The organism is Sphingomonas sp. PL20 (genome assembly GCF_017875905.1).
Lineage (GTDB): Bacteria > Pseudomonadota > Alphaproteobacteria > Sphingomonadales > Sphingomonadaceae > Sphingomonas > Sphingomonas echinoides.
Genome location: NZ_JAGINH010000002.1, coordinates 2,959,453 through 2,975,008, shown reverse-complemented (window position 1 = coordinate 2,975,008; position 15,556 = coordinate 2,959,453). Strand labels below are relative to the sequence as shown.

The 15,556-nt window shown below is 62.6% G+C and carries 15 protein-coding genes; 8 read left to right on the top strand and 7 right to left on the bottom strand.

The genetic code is table 11. From position 1 onward, the window contains the following. The first annotated feature begins 89 nt into the window (after positions 1–89). The 3 genes from typA (at position 90) to H4W01_RS13950 (ending at position 3,061) form a co-directional block, all read left to right on the top strand. On the top strand, positions 90–1,931 hold the full coding sequence (typA, locus tag H4W01_RS13960) for a translational GTPase TypA (RefSeq protein WP_209611752.1): 1,842 nt from the start codon (positions 90–92) through the stop codon (positions 1,929–1,931). A 76-nt stretch (positions 1,932–2,007) separates the two neighbouring features. Then, positions 2,008–2,517 carry a TlpA family protein disulfide reductase gene (locus H4W01_RS13955; RefSeq protein WP_334685277.1) on the top strand — a complete coding sequence of 170 codons (510 nt, stop codon included), beginning with the start codon at positions 2,008–2,010 and terminating at the stop codon, positions 2,515–2,517. A 97-nt stretch (positions 2,518–2,614) separates the two neighbouring features. Then, positions 2,615–3,061 carry a hypothetical protein gene (locus H4W01_RS13950; protein WP_209611748.1) on the top strand — a complete coding sequence of 149 codons (447 nt, stop codon included), beginning with the start codon at positions 2,615–2,617 and terminating at the stop codon, positions 3,059–3,061. Between the two features lie 154 nt (positions 3,062–3,215). Here H4W01_RS13950 and H4W01_RS13945 read toward each other — a convergent pair whose 3' ends face one another. Next, a complete protein-coding gene (locus tag H4W01_RS13945) occupies positions 3,216–3,794 on the bottom strand; it encodes a HEAT repeat domain-containing protein (RefSeq protein WP_209611746.1) in 579 nt (192 codons plus the stop codon). A gap of 48 nt (positions 3,795–3,842) precedes the next feature. Continuing rightward, on the bottom strand, positions 3,843–5,783 hold the full coding sequence (locus tag H4W01_RS13940) for an energy transducer TonB (protein WP_334685276.1): 1,941 nt from the start codon (positions 5,781–5,783) through the stop codon (positions 3,843–3,845). A gap of 298 nt (positions 5,784–6,081) precedes the next feature. Between H4W01_RS13940 and H4W01_RS13935 the strand changes: the two genes are divergently transcribed. Next, a complete protein-coding gene (locus H4W01_RS13935; RefSeq protein WP_209611744.1) occupies positions 6,082–6,357 on the top strand; it encodes a hypothetical protein in 276 nt (91 codons plus the stop codon). A 199-nt stretch (positions 6,358–6,556) separates the two neighbouring features. Next, on the top strand, positions 6,557–7,204 hold the full coding sequence (locus H4W01_RS13930; protein ID WP_209611742.1) for an outer membrane protein: 648 nt from the start codon (positions 6,557–6,559) through the stop codon (positions 7,202–7,204). Between the two features lie 249 nt (positions 7,205–7,453). On the opposite strand, the gene H4W01_RS13925 is transcribed toward H4W01_RS13930, so the two are convergent. Together H4W01_RS13925 and H4W01_RS13920 are read right to left on the bottom strand one after the other, a co-directional pair. Continuing rightward, the gene (locus H4W01_RS13925) at positions 7,454–8,122 is read right to left on the bottom strand and encodes a peptidylprolyl isomerase (RefSeq protein WP_209613375.1); all 669 of its coding nucleotides are present in this window, start codon (positions 8,120–8,122) and stop codon (positions 7,454–7,456) included. Positions 8,123–8,129: 7 nt separating this feature from the next. Continuing rightward, a complete protein-coding gene (locus tag H4W01_RS13920; RefSeq protein WP_209611739.1) occupies positions 8,130–8,531 on the bottom strand; it encodes an EVE domain-containing protein in 402 nt (133 codons plus the stop codon). A gap of 142 nt (positions 8,532–8,673) precedes the next feature. On the opposite strand from H4W01_RS13920, the gene H4W01_RS13915 reads away from it, so the two are divergent. After that, the gene (locus H4W01_RS13915) at positions 8,674–9,087 is read left to right on the top strand and encodes a hypothetical protein (RefSeq protein WP_010404261.1); all 414 of its coding nucleotides are present in this window, start codon (positions 8,674–8,676) and stop codon (positions 9,085–9,087) included. Between the two features lie 93 nt (positions 9,088–9,180). Continuing rightward, positions 9,181–9,456 (top strand): DUF3297 family protein, encoded by a 276-nt coding sequence (locus H4W01_RS13910; RefSeq protein WP_209611737.1) that lies wholly within the window; start codon positions 9,181–9,183, stop codon positions 9,454–9,456. A gap of 117 nt (positions 9,457–9,573) precedes the next feature. Here H4W01_RS13910 and H4W01_RS13905 read toward each other — a convergent pair whose 3' ends face one another. Together H4W01_RS13905 and H4W01_RS13900 are read right to left on the bottom strand one after the other, a co-directional pair. Continuing rightward, positions 9,574–10,374, bottom strand: coding sequence for a LytR/AlgR family response regulator transcription factor (locus H4W01_RS13905; RefSeq protein WP_010404257.1), 801 nt, complete (start codon positions 10,372–10,374; stop codon positions 9,574–9,576). Continuing rightward, complete coding sequence (locus H4W01_RS13900; RefSeq protein WP_209611734.1) at positions 10,371–11,495, bottom strand: sensor histidine kinase; 1,125 nt, start codon at positions 11,493–11,495, stop codon at positions 10,371–10,373. Before H4W01_RS13900 ends, H4W01_RS13905 begins: the two co-directional genes overlap by 4 nt. 118 nt (positions 11,496–11,613) lie before the next feature. On the opposite strand from H4W01_RS13900, the gene H4W01_RS13895 reads away from it, so the two are divergent. Next, positions 11,614–12,210: an HD domain-containing protein gene (locus H4W01_RS13895; protein WP_209611732.1), complete on the top strand. Its 597-nt coding sequence runs from the start codon at positions 11,614–11,616 to the stop codon at positions 12,208–12,210. An 85-nt stretch (positions 12,211–12,295) separates the two neighbouring features. Here H4W01_RS13895 and H4W01_RS13890 read toward each other — a convergent pair whose 3' ends face one another. Beyond that, positions 12,296–15,541: a TonB-dependent receptor gene (locus tag H4W01_RS13890; RefSeq protein WP_209611730.1), complete on the bottom strand. Its 3,246-nt coding sequence runs from the start codon at positions 15,539–15,541 to the stop codon at positions 12,296–12,298. Positions 15,542–15,556: the final 15 nt, after the last annotated feature.

Sequence of the window (15,556 nt, the reverse complement as noted above, 5' to 3'; positions counted from 1 at the left end):
GTAGCACTGTGTGCTGCCCGGCCTTGTTGCACCGCACCGTTTCGGCTAGGGGCACGCGATCCTTTTCCCGATTTTGTAACGAGACAGACATGAGCCTCCGCAACGTGGCCATCATCGCACACGTCGATCATGGTAAGACAACTCTGGTCGATCAGCTCTTCCGCCAGTCCGGCACTTTCCGCGACAACCAGCGCGTCGAAGAGCGCGCGATGGATTCGAACGATCTCGAAAAAGAGCGTGGCATCACCATTCTCGCCAAGCCGACCTCGGTCGACTGGACCCCGCCGGGGGAGAGCGAGAGCATTCGCATCAACATCGTCGACACGCCAGGCCACGCCGATTTCGGCGGTGAGGTCGAGCGCATCCTGTCGATGGTCGACGGCGTCGTCCTGCTGGTCGATTCGTCGGAAGGCGCGATGCCGCAGACCAAGTTCGTCACCGGCAAGGCGCTGGCGCTGGGCCTGAAGCCGATCGTCGTCGTCAACAAGGTCGACCGCAACGACGCGCGTATCCAGGAAGTGCTCGACGAAGTGTTCGATCTGTTCGTGTCGCTGGACGCCAATGACGAGCAGCTCGATTTCCCCGTGCTCTACGCCTCGGGCCGCAACGGCTATGCCTCGACCGATATGAACGCGCGCGAAGGCACGCTGATCCCGATGTTCGAGACGATCGTCAGCCACGTTCCCGCCCCCAAGGTGGAAGTCGCTGGCGTGCCGTTCACCTTCCTCGTCACGCTACTCGATCGCGATCCGTTCCTGGGCCGTATCCTCACCGGCCGCGTCAATTCGGGCGTGGTCAAGCTCAACCAGCCGATCCACGCGCTCAATAACGACGGCAAGATCGTCGAGACCGGCCGCGCATCGAAGATCATGTCGTTCCGCGGCCTCGATCGCGTACCGGTCGACGAAGCCAAGGCCGGTGACATCATCAGCCTGGCCGGCCTCTCCATCGCGACCGTCGCCGACACGATTGCCGACACCAGCGTGACCGAGCCGCTCCACGCCCAGCCGATCGATCCGCCGACGCTGTCGATGCGCTTTGCCGTCAACGATTCGCCGATGGCGGGCCGCGAGGGCACCAAGGTGACCAGCCGCATGATCCGCGAGCGCCTGTTCCGCGAAGCCGAATCGAACGTCGCCGTGAAGGTGACCGAAGCGGCCGACAAGGACAGCTTCGAAGTCGCTGGCCGTGGCGAGCTTCAGCTCGGCGTGTTGATCGAGACGATGCGCCGCGAAGGCTTCGAGCTCGGCATCAGCCGTCCGCGCGTGCTGTTCGGCGAAGACGAGCATGGCAACAAGACCGAGCCGTATGAGACCGTCATCATCGACGTCGACGATGAATATTCGGGCACGGTCGTCGAGAAGATGAACATCCGCAAGGCCGAGATGACCGACATGCGGCCATCGGTCGGCGGCAAGACGCGCATCACCTTCTCCGCGCCATCGCGCGGGATGATCGGCTATCATGGCGAGTTCCTGTCGGACACGCGCGGCACCGGCATCATGAACCGGCTGTTCGAAAAATATGGCCCGCACAAGGGCAACATCGAAGGCCGCAAGAACGGCGTGCTGATCTCGAACGGTGCTGGCGAAGCCAATAATTACGCTTTGGGCCCGCTCGAAGAGCGTGGCATCCTGTTCGTCGGCCACGGCGAGGCGCTCTATGAGGGCATGATCGTCGGCGAGAACGCCAAGCCCGACGATCTCGAAGTCAACCCGATGAAGACCAAGGCGCTGACCAACTTCCGCGCGAGCGGCGGCAAGGACGATCAGGTCCGCCTGTCGCCCCCGAAGCGCGCGACGCTCGAGCAGGCGATCGCCTATATCGACGATGACGAGATGGTCGAAGTGACGCCAAAGTCGATCCGGTTGCGCAAGCGCTTCCTCGACGCGAACGAGCGCAAGCGGGCGAGCCGGGCGAAGCAGTCGTAAGCGACGCGAGAGCATGATACCGAAGGGGCCGGGCGCGCGAGCGTCCGGCCTTTTTGTTGGGGGGCTTCAGGTCGGCATGAAGATGGCCAAGCGTGCTCTATCCGTCCGTGCCCTTGGGATTATTCTGGTCTCGGCAGCGCTTGCCGCTTTGCCGACGGCGAGTGCGGGCGAGCCGGCCCTGGCACCCGACTTCACGCTGACGCTGCTGACGGGCGCTCAGGTGGGTTCGGCCACGCTGCGCGGCAAGGTGGTGGTGCTGAATTTCTGGGCGAGCTGGTGCGCGCCGTGCAAGCGGGAATTGGCGGAGCTTGAGGCTGCCGCTTTGCGCTACGGTCCCGAGCATGTCGCGGTGTTCGCCATCAATGCGGAGCATCCCGCAGATCCGCACGTGCTGGCGCGACAGGCCACCGCGATGCGCATTCCCGTCGCGACGGCTGTTTCCGGCGGCTATCGACCACGCAACAACGCGGTGCCGACGACGTTCGTCATCGACGCACAAGGCCGTTTGGTTCTGGTCAAGGGCGGCGCTTTCAAGCCGGGGGAGATCGACGCCTTGTTCGCGTCGCTACCGGGCCTTGGAAAGTGACGGCATAAAGGAAACGACGGGGTGTGGTGGTTAGCGGCCGTTCCTTGCAGGCGGCATCTGTCCTGCGTACGGATGCGACTGTGTAGGGGGCCTGACGTTGCGCAATTACTTTAATCGTGTGGGTTTAGCGCTCGGCGGGGTTCTTGGGGCCGTTCTGATCGGCATCGCACTGGAGAACGACGTCGGGATACCCTTCGAAACGACATACCGCATTGCGTGCGCTGTCGCGTGCCTTGCATTCATCCTCAAGCTGGCAAAGGATTATCCCCGCGAAAGATGGCCCTGCACCGCGTTTTTCGTTTCTCTACTCGCCAACATCTTACTGTTTTTTACACCGATTGTGGACCGCCCCGCCTCTCGCGGCGAGCTTATGATTTTCGCGTTACCCGACGCTGTTATCGTCTTGGTGGCGCTCATCTCGTCATACAAGGCCGTTGATGTTCATCTGCGCGCCGTTCGTCAGCAGATGATCTTAGGTCTGATCGTGGCCGTATTATTCGGTTCCGCACTCTTTTCTCTGATACTCGTTAATCCCGCACGCTAAAGGCCTGATCGCGACATGGCCGGTTATGGTCGATTTTCGCCGGTCCGCTTTTCCGCCCGATAGCTGCCGGTTGGCCTCCGGGGGTCATGACCGCGCTCGCGGCCCGCGAACGGCGGTAGGTGGGCGCTTGCCGCCCGACCGCCTTTAATAGCGGTTAGTCAGATAGACGGTGGAGCGACACAAGTTCATCACCGGTGGCGTCCTTCCCAATACCGGCTTCGCAAGCTGCCAACGCGCACCGCAATTGGTCGCGGACGGCATCGCCATCGCCGTCCCATCCCTCGATTTCCTTGAGAGCCGGAACGAGGCTCGGGTCTCCTAGGATTGTTGCCGCCTCCAACAGCACCTCACCGATTTCCTCTTTTAGGAGCGGTTTCAAACGCTCGATTGCAGCCGCGCGATCACGCCGCGCCAAGCCGACTATAGCCTCGTCGCGCGTATCGACGTCTGCATCATCAGCGGCACGAAGCAACGCTAGCCGTATTTCAGGACTGTCGAATGGCAGGCCCGAGATAAGAAACGTGGCCCAATCACGGTTGGAGCGGTCGGGGTCATCGACCATTTGAAGCAACGTGCTAAGGTTCGCCCGCCCCAAAACTGACGCGTCCAACGTGATCTCATCAGCGAGAACGTAATTCAGGAACTCGGACGCTGGGAGGTATCGCTCGGCCATGATGCAATCTTGCACGAGCCGAGAGCGGCAGCAATTGGGGCGGCTGAAATGCTTGGTCATGCCTGCTTCTGGTCGTTAGCGACCGGATGAAACGTATAAGTCGATCCCCTACTCCGGCAAACGGTAGTTCACGTTGACCGTCTTCCCCACGCAACCCAGCACCTTGTTGTCGAGCGTCGGCGGCAGGTAGCGGAATTGGGCGACGGCTTTTTCGGTCGCCGAGCCGAACACGAAGGGCGGATAGGACAAAACCGTGCGGACGTTCTCGACCCGCCCGTCAGGGCCGATGTCGAACGCCTCGCGCACATTGCCCTCGAAATGCCACCGCATCGCTTCAGTCGGAAAAGCGGAACTGGAAATGTCGGTGTTGCGCGGCACCGGGCGCACATCGAGCAGCGAACATTGTTCGGCATCGATCCCGGCGTCCTTGATCCGCTGGTCGGCAAGGGCGGCGTTGCCCGAGCGCTTGTCGATCAGCGCCAGATGTAGAACGGCGATGCTGCGGATCGGATCGTCCCCGCCAAGCGCCGTTGTCGGTGTCGCCACAACCCTTTGCAGCGTCGTTCGCGCGGCCGGCAGGGCGTTCCCGGTTTCGAGAGCGAGAGCAATTTCGGTTTGCAGCCACGCCTGCACCCGCTCGGCACCAACCTGATGGTCGAGCGTCTGCAGCGCGGCGGTCAAATTGCGGGCATGGGCGAGCTCGTAGGCGCGCCTGGACTCCCCGTGTTGCGGGGCGGCGGCCACGAAGAGAAAAAATCCGCGCACCTCGATCGGTGCTTTCGCCGAGACCAAGGCGGCATCGAGCTTGCTCGCCGCTGCCGCGCGATCGCCATTCGCTTTCCAGAACGCCGCCAGCATGGCGGGCAATGTTCCGGCGGCAGCAGCAGTCGGGTTGAAGGCCGACTTCGACAAGCTCGGATCATAGCCGGCTTTGGTCAGCCAGGCAGCGGTCGCATCGCGGAAGGAATCGCTGAGATCAAGCAATGGGGGCTGCTTGACGCAGCGCACCTCGACGCGGATCGAGCTGCGCCAAAATGCATTGAGTTTGGCCAGAACCTCCGGCTGCCATCGCCAGCCCTTAACGGCGGTGGCGAACACGGCACCAACGGGTCCGGGGCGGCTTGCGTACACCGCATTTGCCCCGATGGCGTGCCCGTCATCCCCGATCGAAAATTCGACGACGGCAAAATCCGTGGGGCCAACCTGATCGTCGCATACGGGTAGCTTCTTTTCGGCCGCCAACAGCCAGTCAGAATCCGGGACATGCCCCGCACCGGAATAGGTCAGATATTGTCGGACGTTCTCCTGATTGCCCAGCCGCGAATAAACCAACGCCGCGTTGCCACGAACGCGAACTTGCCGGAGCGTCACCTTGGTCGTCGTGCGCCCCGTAAGGTCGAGCGCCTTTTCGATATAGCCTGCCGCCGCCTTGGCCTGCCCGCGATTGAGATCCGCCAAGCTGCGCAAGCTGTAAAGATCGGCTTGATCGGTTTTCGGCAGCGTCTTCAGATAGGTTTGGTCCGCCAGAATCGCGTCGATTGCACTGGCGGTAAGATCGGGCTTTGCCGTGATGGTGGCCAGCGCCAAGCCGTAGCGCAGCGGCATCAAGGCGGCGGAGGTGGTCTCGACTGCGGAGGCCAGCGCTTGCTGATATTCGGCGATCGCATGCTCGTTGTCGGGGCCACCGCGATGGATGTTTCCTAACAGAAAATACGCAAAGGACAGATCGTCGTCCTTCACCACATTTTGCGCGGCAAAGCCCCGGACCGAAAGCGTCGCTTCCTGTTCGGCCGCCGCCAAATTGCCGGTCTGCTGCAGCGCATTGGCGAGGCGGGAATGGATGACGGGGGCCGATCGCGCGGTTGGCTTGACCGCCGCCAGCGCTGCGCGGAATCCTTTGACCGCATTAGGCCAGTCGCCTTTCTCGGAGGCGGCCTGCGCTGCGTTGAAGAGCGCTTGCGGCGTCTGCACTGCTTGCTGAGCGAGTGCTGGCGAGAGCCACACCGCGGTTACGCCGCAAAACAGAGCAACCGTTTCGTATTTCCGCATGATGCCCCCACCAATCCGCCCGTTTACACGCCAACCGTAGCAGCACGAAATCCGTGGCAAAGCGTTTTGTTGTAAAGGCTTGCTTGCCAGCCGGTGCCATTGCCGGACGCGGTGCGGAGGGGGCAATACCGGTTTCTTGAGGCAGCATCTGGCGCGCCGGGTTCAACTAAGTAACTTCCGCAGCTTTCGCTCCGTTCGCAGCCGGGCGCATAGCGCGTGCGGGGGCGCGTCGCCGTCGCGCTGCACTCGCGACGGCGGCGGTTCTCGCCGCCAAGCAACCAGCACCACAGGAGCAGTTATGTCCACCGATCCGAAATCCGTCGATCTGTCGCGCCGTCGGCTCCTGTCGCTTGCCGCGGCCGGGGGCGGGGCGTTGCTGGTGGGGGCTGTCGCCACTGCGCCGGCGGCTGCTGCGACCAAGCTGCCGCAAAAGGCCGTGCATTATCAGCCGCTACCCAAGGGCAAGGCGCGGTGCGATACGTGCCTGCAATGGCAGGCTCCCAAGGGGTGCAAGCTGGTCGCAGGCGATATCGCGCCATCGGGCTGGTGCTCGCTTTACGCGCATAAAGCCTGACCGCACCGACCAAGCGCGCTTGGAAAGCGCCCGTTTCGTTCATCCTGCAGCAAGAAACTGTTGCAGATATGTGACGAAACGGGCGTTCGAGACTTTATCCTTGCTGCAGTGCAACTTAGCGCGGTGACCCTTGTTGGGTCGGCTGCGGGACACCGACGCGATCGTCGGCACCCCTAACAGTCGAACAAAGGTCCTTATTATGCGTACTTTCAAACTCGCCGCCGTTGCCCTGGCGGCTTTCGCCAGCGTTCCCGCTTTCGCGCAGGACGCCGCACCGGCCGCACCGGCAGACACCACGCCGACCGCACCCGACGGCTCGCGCGCCTTCGGCATCGAGCCTTACATTGGCGTGATGGGTGGCTGGGAACAGTTCGATAATGAGCGCAACCACGGCATTCCGCAGGCGCTGAACGCCGATGGCTCGCTGCGCCGCGGCTATCGCCTCGCGGGCGCACTGGTGCAGGGCGTGGCGGGCATCAACGTGCCTTTGGGGCCGGTGTTCGTTGGCGCGGAAGGCAATCTTGCCAAGGGCGTGTCCGGCAACATCAACTGGGAATATGGCGCGGCTGGCCGGTTCGGCGTGCGCGCTGGTGACAGCGGCATGTTCTACGGCAAGGTCGGCTATCAGTGGGTCGAGTTCGACCATTATTCGGCTCTGTCGACCGGCAATACCGGAAAGAAGCAGTATGGCGACATCACCTACGGGATCGGCACCGAGTTCGGCCCGAAGGACATCGGCCTGAAGGGCGTCACCGGCAATGCCGGCGTCCGCATCCGTGCCGAAGTGAACACCTATGGTGATTTCCACAGCTTCCGCCCGATGATGGGCCTGATCACGCACTTCTAAGTCTTACGGCTTAGCGTGTCGGAAGGGGCGGGGAATGGCGACATTCCCCGCCCTTTTTGCGTGCGGGGGGGGGGGCCTGGCTTCCTCAGAAGCAGGATCGCTCAAATTCCGTTCAGGCTGGGCCTGTTTCCGTTCGGGCTGAGCCTGTCGAAGCCCCGCCCCCCGTCATAGGCGAGCGCTTATCTTGCGGAGAGGGCCCTTCGACAGGCTCAGGGCGAACGGAGGTGGATTCTCCCTCAACATAAGACTCTAGCGCTTAACGCCCTTGAGCATTTGCCACACCTTGGGCGCGCCCGTCGGCTTCGCCACCCCGTCGAGCCGCTCGGCGCGCAGGATCGGGATCGGCTTGACCATCAACTGGCCCTTGAACGCCCCCTCACCGCCGGGGGAGGTTGGCTCGGCCAGCATCCGCTTGACCACGTCCATCCCCGCAATCACGCGCCCGAACGCGGCATAGCCGACAAAGCCGGGTCGCGCGTCGAGCGAGGGATTGGGGCCGACCATGATCGAGAAATTGCCCGTCGCCGAATCGGTGCGGTCATAGCGCGCCATCGACAGCACGCCGTCGAGATGCTTGATCCCGGTCTGGCTGGTCGGCTCGAGCGGCACCAGCCCGAGCATGCGGTGCGCATCGGTGCCGATCCCGCCTTGCACGAAGCCGGTCTTGGGCGCGGTCTTGCGGCGCGTCGCGCGGTAAAAGCTGGTGCCTTCGAACCGGCCATCGTCGACATAGGCCAGGAAATTGGCGACCGTCGCCGGGGCATGGCGCGCGTCGAGCGCGATCACGATCGGCCCCGCGCCCGTCACCAGCCGCACGCGCACGATCGCGGGCTCACGCGCAAGAGTTGGGGCAGGGGGTGCCTTGGCAGCGGTGGCGAGTGCAAACGCCCCAAACAACAGCAACGCGCTAACCCGCATCAAACCCTTACCCTTCACCCAGCGCCAGCAGCGTCGCCCATTCCGTATCGCCCACCGGCGACACCGACAGCCGCGACTGGCGCAGCATCGCCAGATCGGCAAGCCCCGGCGTCGCCTTGATCGTCGCCAGCGGGACGGGCCGTGGCAAAGCGGCGAGCGGCTTGACCGCGACCGACACCCAGCGCGGATCGTCGCCATCGGGCCGGGCGGTGCGCGTGATCTCGACCGTGCCGACAATCGCCTTGGGGCCGCCGCTATGGTAGAAAAAGGCGCGCTCGCCGACCTGCATCGCTTTCAGGTGCAAAGCGGCAGCGGCGTTGCGCACACCGGTCCATTCGGTGCTGCCTTCGGCCAGCAGATTTTGCCAGCTGTAACTCTCGGGTTCGGACTTGAGCAGCCAATGGGCCATTGCCATATTCCTTCGCTGAACACCGGGTAAACACGCCATTCCGCCCATATTCAGGGCGACTCGCTTATGGGTTGCAACAAGCTAGTCCACCAATGCGTTATTGGGCGATGCATGCAGGGCCGCTGGAGTGAGGAGATTCGAGATGAACAGCCTGTTGAAGAAGATCGGTCTCGCGGCGGCGCTCGGCGCGACCGCGTTGACGGCGGCGGCTCCGGCGGAGGCGCAGCGCTGGGGTGGTGGCTGGCACGGCGGTGGCTGGGGCCATCGCTATTACGGCCATAATGACGGCACCGGCACCGCGATCGTGGCGGGCATTGCCGGTCTCGCGGTCGGCGCGGCGATCGCGTCGCACAATAACGACCGCTATCGCGACGCATATTACCGCGACCGTGGCTATGACGCCTATTATGACGACCGTTACTATCGCAGCCACGGCTACTATCCCAATGATGGCTATTACGCTTATCGTTACAGCCGCGGCTATGATCGGTGCTGGGTCGAGCGGCGCTATGACCGTTATTATGACGATTGGGTTCGCGTCCGCGTCTGCGATTGATCGCTGCGGGACGATCGAGACGGCGCGGAACTTCGGTTCCGCGCCGTTTTCGCATCTGGCGTGGACGCGGATTTTGCGCCATGAGCCGGGATTATGACCGATACCGATCTTCCCCCCGACCGCCTGTCCTCCAACCCGCGCAGCCCGCATTATGACGAGGCGGCGCTGTCGCGCGGCATCGGCATCCGCTTCAAGGGCGCGCAGCGTCACGATGTCGAGGAATATAGCCGTTCCGAAGGCTGGATCCGCGTTGCCCTGGGCAAGAAGGTCGACCGCCACGGCCAGCCGCTGACGCTGAAGCTGTCGGGTGAGGTCGAGGCGTGGTTCGAGCGGCCGGCCGACGGCGCGGACGAAGCGAGCGACGCGTAACGCAAAGTAACCGTCATACCGGGCTTGTCCCGGCATCCACCGTGCCGCGTGTCCTGCGCGCGATTGTTGTTGGCAGGGGTGGACCCCGGGACAAGCCCGGGGTGACGGTAATGCGATTTAGTGTACGAAGCGCGCCACCACGTCGCGATAACTGCGCGACACCTTCACTTGCGCGTTCGACTGCAGCACCAGGAAGCATTCGCCATTGGTGTGCGGCTTTACCTCTTTGACCAGGTCGAGGTTGACGATAGTGGAGCGGTGGACTCGCTGGAAGCGGCGCGGGTCGAGGCGGCGTTCGAGATCCTTCATCGTCTCGCGCAGCACCAGCGAATTGTCGCCGGTCTTGATCACCATATAATCGCCGGCCGCCTCGATCAGTTCGATCGTGTCGACATCGACGCGGAAGATCTGCCCGCGATCCTTGATGTTGATGAGCTTTTCGAAACGGTTGGACGAGACCTGCTCGCCGCCGTCGGTGAGCGTCTCGACCGAATCCGGTGCGATTTCGGCGATCACTTCCTTCAGCCGGTCGACCTCCTCGATTCCGCGCTTTTCGGTCAGGCGCTGACGCACGCGGTCGAGCGTGTCGGCGAGGCGCGATTCCTCAACGGGCTTCATCAGATAATCCACCGCATCGGTTTCGAACGCCTTCAGCGCATGGTCGGAATAAGCGGTTACGAACACGAACAGCGGGGGTTCGACCTCCATCAGCCCCTGGACGACCGAGAACCCGTCGAAACCGGGCATTTGAATGTCGAGAAAAACGAGGTCGGGTTTGTTGGTCTTGATCGAGCGGATGGCCTCGCGGCCATTCTGGCAGGTATCGATGATCTCCACATCTTCATGGGCGGCCAGCCGCAGGGCGAGGCCCTGGGTTGCCAGTTTTTCGTCGTCGACGAGGATGGTGCGGATCGTCATGCGGCCTCTTTCTTCGGTTCCTCGAGCTGGAACGGGATTTCGATCTCGACCCCGAAACCGCCCCCCGGGATCGATCGCGTCTCGAATCTATGGTCCGGCCCATAAGCCTGGGCCAGTCTCTCCCTGATATTGGCAAGCCCGACCCCGGTTGAAAGGGGCTGGCTCGCAGAAACGCTCGGCCGTCCGCGGCTTTCGTTCAAGCCGGGGCCGGTGTCGGATACGACGATCTGCACCCGATCTCCGGCAAGCCGCGCGGTCACCGCGATTTCGGCCCCGTCTTCCTGCGGCGTCACCGCATATTTGATTGCATTCTCGACCAGGGGCTGCAGCAGCAGCGAGGGCAGCCGCGCCTTGGCGACGCGCGGGTCGAGCTCGAAGCTCGGGCGCAGCCGGTCCTCGAAGCGCATCTTCTCGATTTCGAGATAGAGTTTCAGCGTCTCGAACTCCTGCACCACCGTCACGTTGGCGGTGGGCTCATTGGCGAGCGTATAGCGCAGGAACGAGGACAGCCGCCCGAGCATCGCATTGGCGCGCTCGGTCTCTTTCAGCAGCACCAGCGTTGAGATGGAGTTGAGCGTGTTGAACAGGAAATGCGGGTTGAGCTGATAGCGCAGCATCGCTAGCTGGGCGGACGACGCGGTATTCTCAAGCGCTGCGAGCTGATCGATCTGATCCTCAACGATCAGATAGAAATTGATGCCGAAATAGAGCGCGGTCCACCCGGCGAGCACGGTGAAGTTGAGGAAGATCGTGCCCAATACCAGCCCGATGTTGAGCCCCGGATTGCGCGCGTTGATGAAGGAAAACGAAAAGGCGTCGAGCACCGCATAGACCAACGTCGCGGCGGCGAGTGTCAGCACCGTCAGGATCGCCATCGCAAAGCGCGGCTGGCGGCGGTAATAATGATACAGCGTCGAGAGCAAGAGCGTGATGCTGTAGCCGACGATCGATTCGATCACGACCGGCACCATGCTGGTCATGTCGCTGGCGTTGGAAATGCTCGAAACGCTGCGCAGGATCAGATAGCCGGTCCACCCGGCCGCCTGCAGCGTCCAGAAGGCGCGGTTCTTGTCTTCGAAGAACGGCCGCGACAGGATCGCGGGTTGGGGGGGAAGCGACATGCGGCCGTCTTAGCCCGGCTGGGAGCGATGCGCAAAGTACGCTATCGTCCGTGCCACCGCGATAACGCGGGCCCTCCCGCTTCGTCACAAGGGGAGGAAGACGAGAGGAGAGAGCCGCATGAACCATCAGCCCGACCGCGCGCGCTTCAGCGCGATGGAGCATGGCACCCAGGCCGACTGGACCATCATCTCCGGCCATTTCGCCGATTTCGCCAAGGGCTTGCCTGCGCGGGTGCTGACGCATTTGCAGTTGCTCGACGGCGATTATGGTGGCTTCCCGGTTGATCGGCTCGAACATTCGCTGCAGACCGCAACGCGCGCGCACCGTGATGGTCGCGATGAAGCCTATGTGGTGATGGCGCTGTTGCACGACATTGGCGACACGCTTGGGACCTTCAACCATCCCGAGATCGGCGCGGCGATGTTGCGTCCGTTCGTGTCGGACCAACTGCACTGGATCGCCAACACGCACGGCGTGTTCCAGGGCTATTATTTCTTCCATTACATTGGCGGCGACCGCGACATGCGCGAATCGTACCGCGGCCATCCGCATTTCGAGGCGTGCGCCGAGTTTTGCGAGAAGTACGATCAGGCCGCGTTTGATCCGAATTACGACAGCGCGCCGCTGTCCTTCTTCGAGCCGATGGTGGGCCGGGTGTTCGCGCGGCCGATCACTTCGATTTATGCGAAGGTGGCGGAAGCGGGGGCGAGCTGACGTTCACGCCGGACGGGGCGCAGAGTTAAAAAAAAAGGCCGCCGTCCCAGGGGACGGCGGCCAATTCTTTGCGGGCGAGCGTCGCTTAGAAGCTAACGCGCGCGCCGAGACGGATCGAGTAGAGCGACGAACCGTTCACGGTGATCAACTGATCGGCCAGGAACGAGTCGGTGCTGGGCGCGGAGTAGACATATTGTCCGCACGCATTCCCATTGGCCGACTTGCAGGCGACCTTGGTGACCACGTCGGTGAACGGGAAGAAGTTGCGCAGCTGCTCACCCCATTTGTGATTGATCAGGTTCGGCAGGTTTTCGATGTCTGCAAACACCGAAATGCGTGACTTCCCGACGAAGGTCGGAATTTCCTGCTCGAGATGGAGATCGATCTTCGAGAACCACTTCGAGTTGAACGCGTTACGCGGCGCGATCTTGCCACGATATTTGCTGAGCCCGGTCGAGTTAATGATTTGGTCGATCCGGGTTGCCGTGGCCGCGTCCGCATAGCTGACCTTCGGATCGTCGATGCCGGTCGGCACGTAGAACAGGAAGCGGCTAGTGTTGCCGGACGACCCGAACACCGCGCTGCGGCCCGCGACGGTCGCCGCGTCCTGCATGGTGTAGCTGTACGGCGAACCGATGCGGGTTTCGCCGAACAGGCTGATCGTCGTCTTATAGTCGCGGAAGAAGGCGTGCTGATACGTCACATTGTAGTGGAACGAGTACCGAATTTCGTCATTCGAATGACCGAAGGCACCGCTGTTGGCGTCGAAATAGGCGGTGTTGCCGAAGTTCGACGACGCGACCGACGACGTCACAGCAGCCTGATCCCACACGTCCTGATAGGTGAAGCTGCCATAAGCGTCGAGACCGAAGTCCCACTTCTTGGCCAGGCTGACGACGCCGACATAGCCGTGACCGCGCGTAGTGTTGCCGAGGATGGTGTCGGCGTTGCCCGACACGCCGCCCTGGCTGAGCGGTGTCGTGTCGAAATACCGCTGGCGGCCGTCGGGCGTCAGCGCATTCGGTCCGACGATCGGAGCGACGCGACCGTCACGATACAGAATGGCTTGCTTGGTCTTCGAGATCAACGCGCTGGCCGACAGCACCCAGTGATCGCCGAGCGGCCCAAGGTTGAAGTCGTTGGTCGCGGTCAGCGACCCGCGCCACTGCGACGGGATTTTGAAGTTGGGGTCCAGTGCCGCAACCGGAGCATTCTGCGTGCCTGCCAGAGCCGCCGTTGCGCCGGCGGGGACCTGGTTGAGGTTCACGTTGTTGAGGAAAGCGGGGTTGGTGGCGGTGCTGGTGAGCACCGGCTGGACGCCGCTCGAGGAGAAGCTGTTGCCGATATAGACGTCGGGCGTGCCGCCGCCAAAGATGCCGACGCCGCCGTGCAGGCTGAAGGTCCGCGTCGGCTTCCAATCGAAACCGACGCGCGGCTGGAACAGCCCGCGGCCGCTGACGAAGGACGTGTTGGCGAAGCCTTCGCGCACCACGAATGCCTGATTGAGCAACGGACGATCATGGCCAGCGAACAGGTCGTAGCGCACGCCTGCCGTCACGGCCAAGGTCGGCGAAACGCGCCAGTCGTCCTGGATGCCGAATGTGTGGGTCGCGTAGCTGAAGCGGGCAGCGGCGTCGTTCGGGTTGCCTGTGGTCGCGTTGGCGTAGCCGAACTCTTGCGCGATGCCGGCCTGGAAGGCGGCGATCGAGTCGAAGTAATAGGCACCATAGGCACCCGACGAGATGCCGGTGCTGCCCGGATTGGCCGTCTGCCCGATGAACAAATTGTAGTTGTTGACGTGCTGATAGTCGTACAGCAGCCGCAAATTGTGCTCGCCGAGCGAGATACGGATCACTTCCTGTGCGTCGAAGGTCTTGGTGCGCAGGATGTTGGTCTGTGCCGAGCCGAGCGGACCAACGGCTAGGGTGCTTACGTTCGACGAACACTGCGTCGCGTTACCGACGGTAATGGCAGCCGCCGTGCCAGCATCGGTACAGATCAGCGCGTAACCCGTCTTCGCCAGAATTGGGTTCTGGCCGCTCTTATAATCCTTATAAAGCACGCGGGTTTCGGTCGAAATCGTTGGCGACCAAGTCGAGTTCAACTGCCCGACGACGGCCCAGAGGCGGTTAGGCTTGACGTAATCGTTCGACGTGGTCGACTGGGCGGTCGAGGAGTTGAAGCCCAGCGTGTTGATCGAGTCCTTGGTGTAGATGCCGGTCAACGACAAACGCTGCCCATCGGTCACGTTGGCGTCGATACGACCGACGATGCGGTCGTCCTTATCGTCCTGGCTGGTGATCTTACCGCCTGCATCAACATTGTACTTGGTCTTGGCGATGCTGACGATCTGGTCGAACTGATCCTGGGTGATCGAGCTGGCGGCAATGTTGAACGGGTTATTCGCCCGCACGCGTTCCGCCGAAACCATGAAGAACAGTCGGTCCTTGATGATCGGACCCGACAGCGTCGCACCGTAATCCTTGCTCGTGAACTTCGGCTGGGTCACAATTCCGGTGGGGTTCGAGACGTACGGCTTGAGTTGCGAACCCGTCAGCCCATCGGTGGTCTCGGTAAAGATAGCGCTGCCGTGGAACTCGTTGGTGCCCGACTTGAGAATGGCGTTGACGACACCGCCCTGGAAGAAGCCTTCGCGGATGTCGTACGGGGCAACCTTGGTCTGGAATTCGCCGATCGCGTCGATCGGAACCGGGCCGCGGCGCGAGGGCAGCGCGTCGGGGTTGAGGCCGAAGCTGTCGCCGATCGGCACACCGTCAACGGTGAAGCGGTTGAAGCGGGGGTTGGTGCCGGCGAAGGTGATCTGGCGTCCGGTCGATTGCGACGTGTCGAGCGTGGCGAACGGATCGCGACGGATAAGGTCGCGAATGTCGCGGTTGACCGATGCGACCTTCGAAATGTCGTTGGCGTTGAGGATCGTGGCGGGGCCGTAGCCGACCGCGCGGGCACCCTTCACGCGCGAAGCGGTGACTATGATGTCCTTGCCATTGTCGGCTGCGGTTTCAATCGGGAGCGTGAAGGTCTGGCCTGCGACCGTGTAAATGTCGGTGACCTGCGACCCGCCCTTATCGACCGTGATGGTGTAGGGCCCGCCGGTGCGCAGACCTGGCAGCGAGAAGGCACCGTCAGCGGCGGTGACTGCGCTGGCGCGAGTGCCCGATGGCACGTGGATTGCGGTGACGGTCGCGCCGACAACCGGCGCACCGTTGTTGGTAACTTTGCCCTGGATCGTCGAGCTGGTTTCCTGCGCGCTTGCCGCAGCCGGAATGGCGAGCGCGGCCACGGCCACGCCAAGAAGAAGATTATGTCGCATGATGTTGCCCCTGTG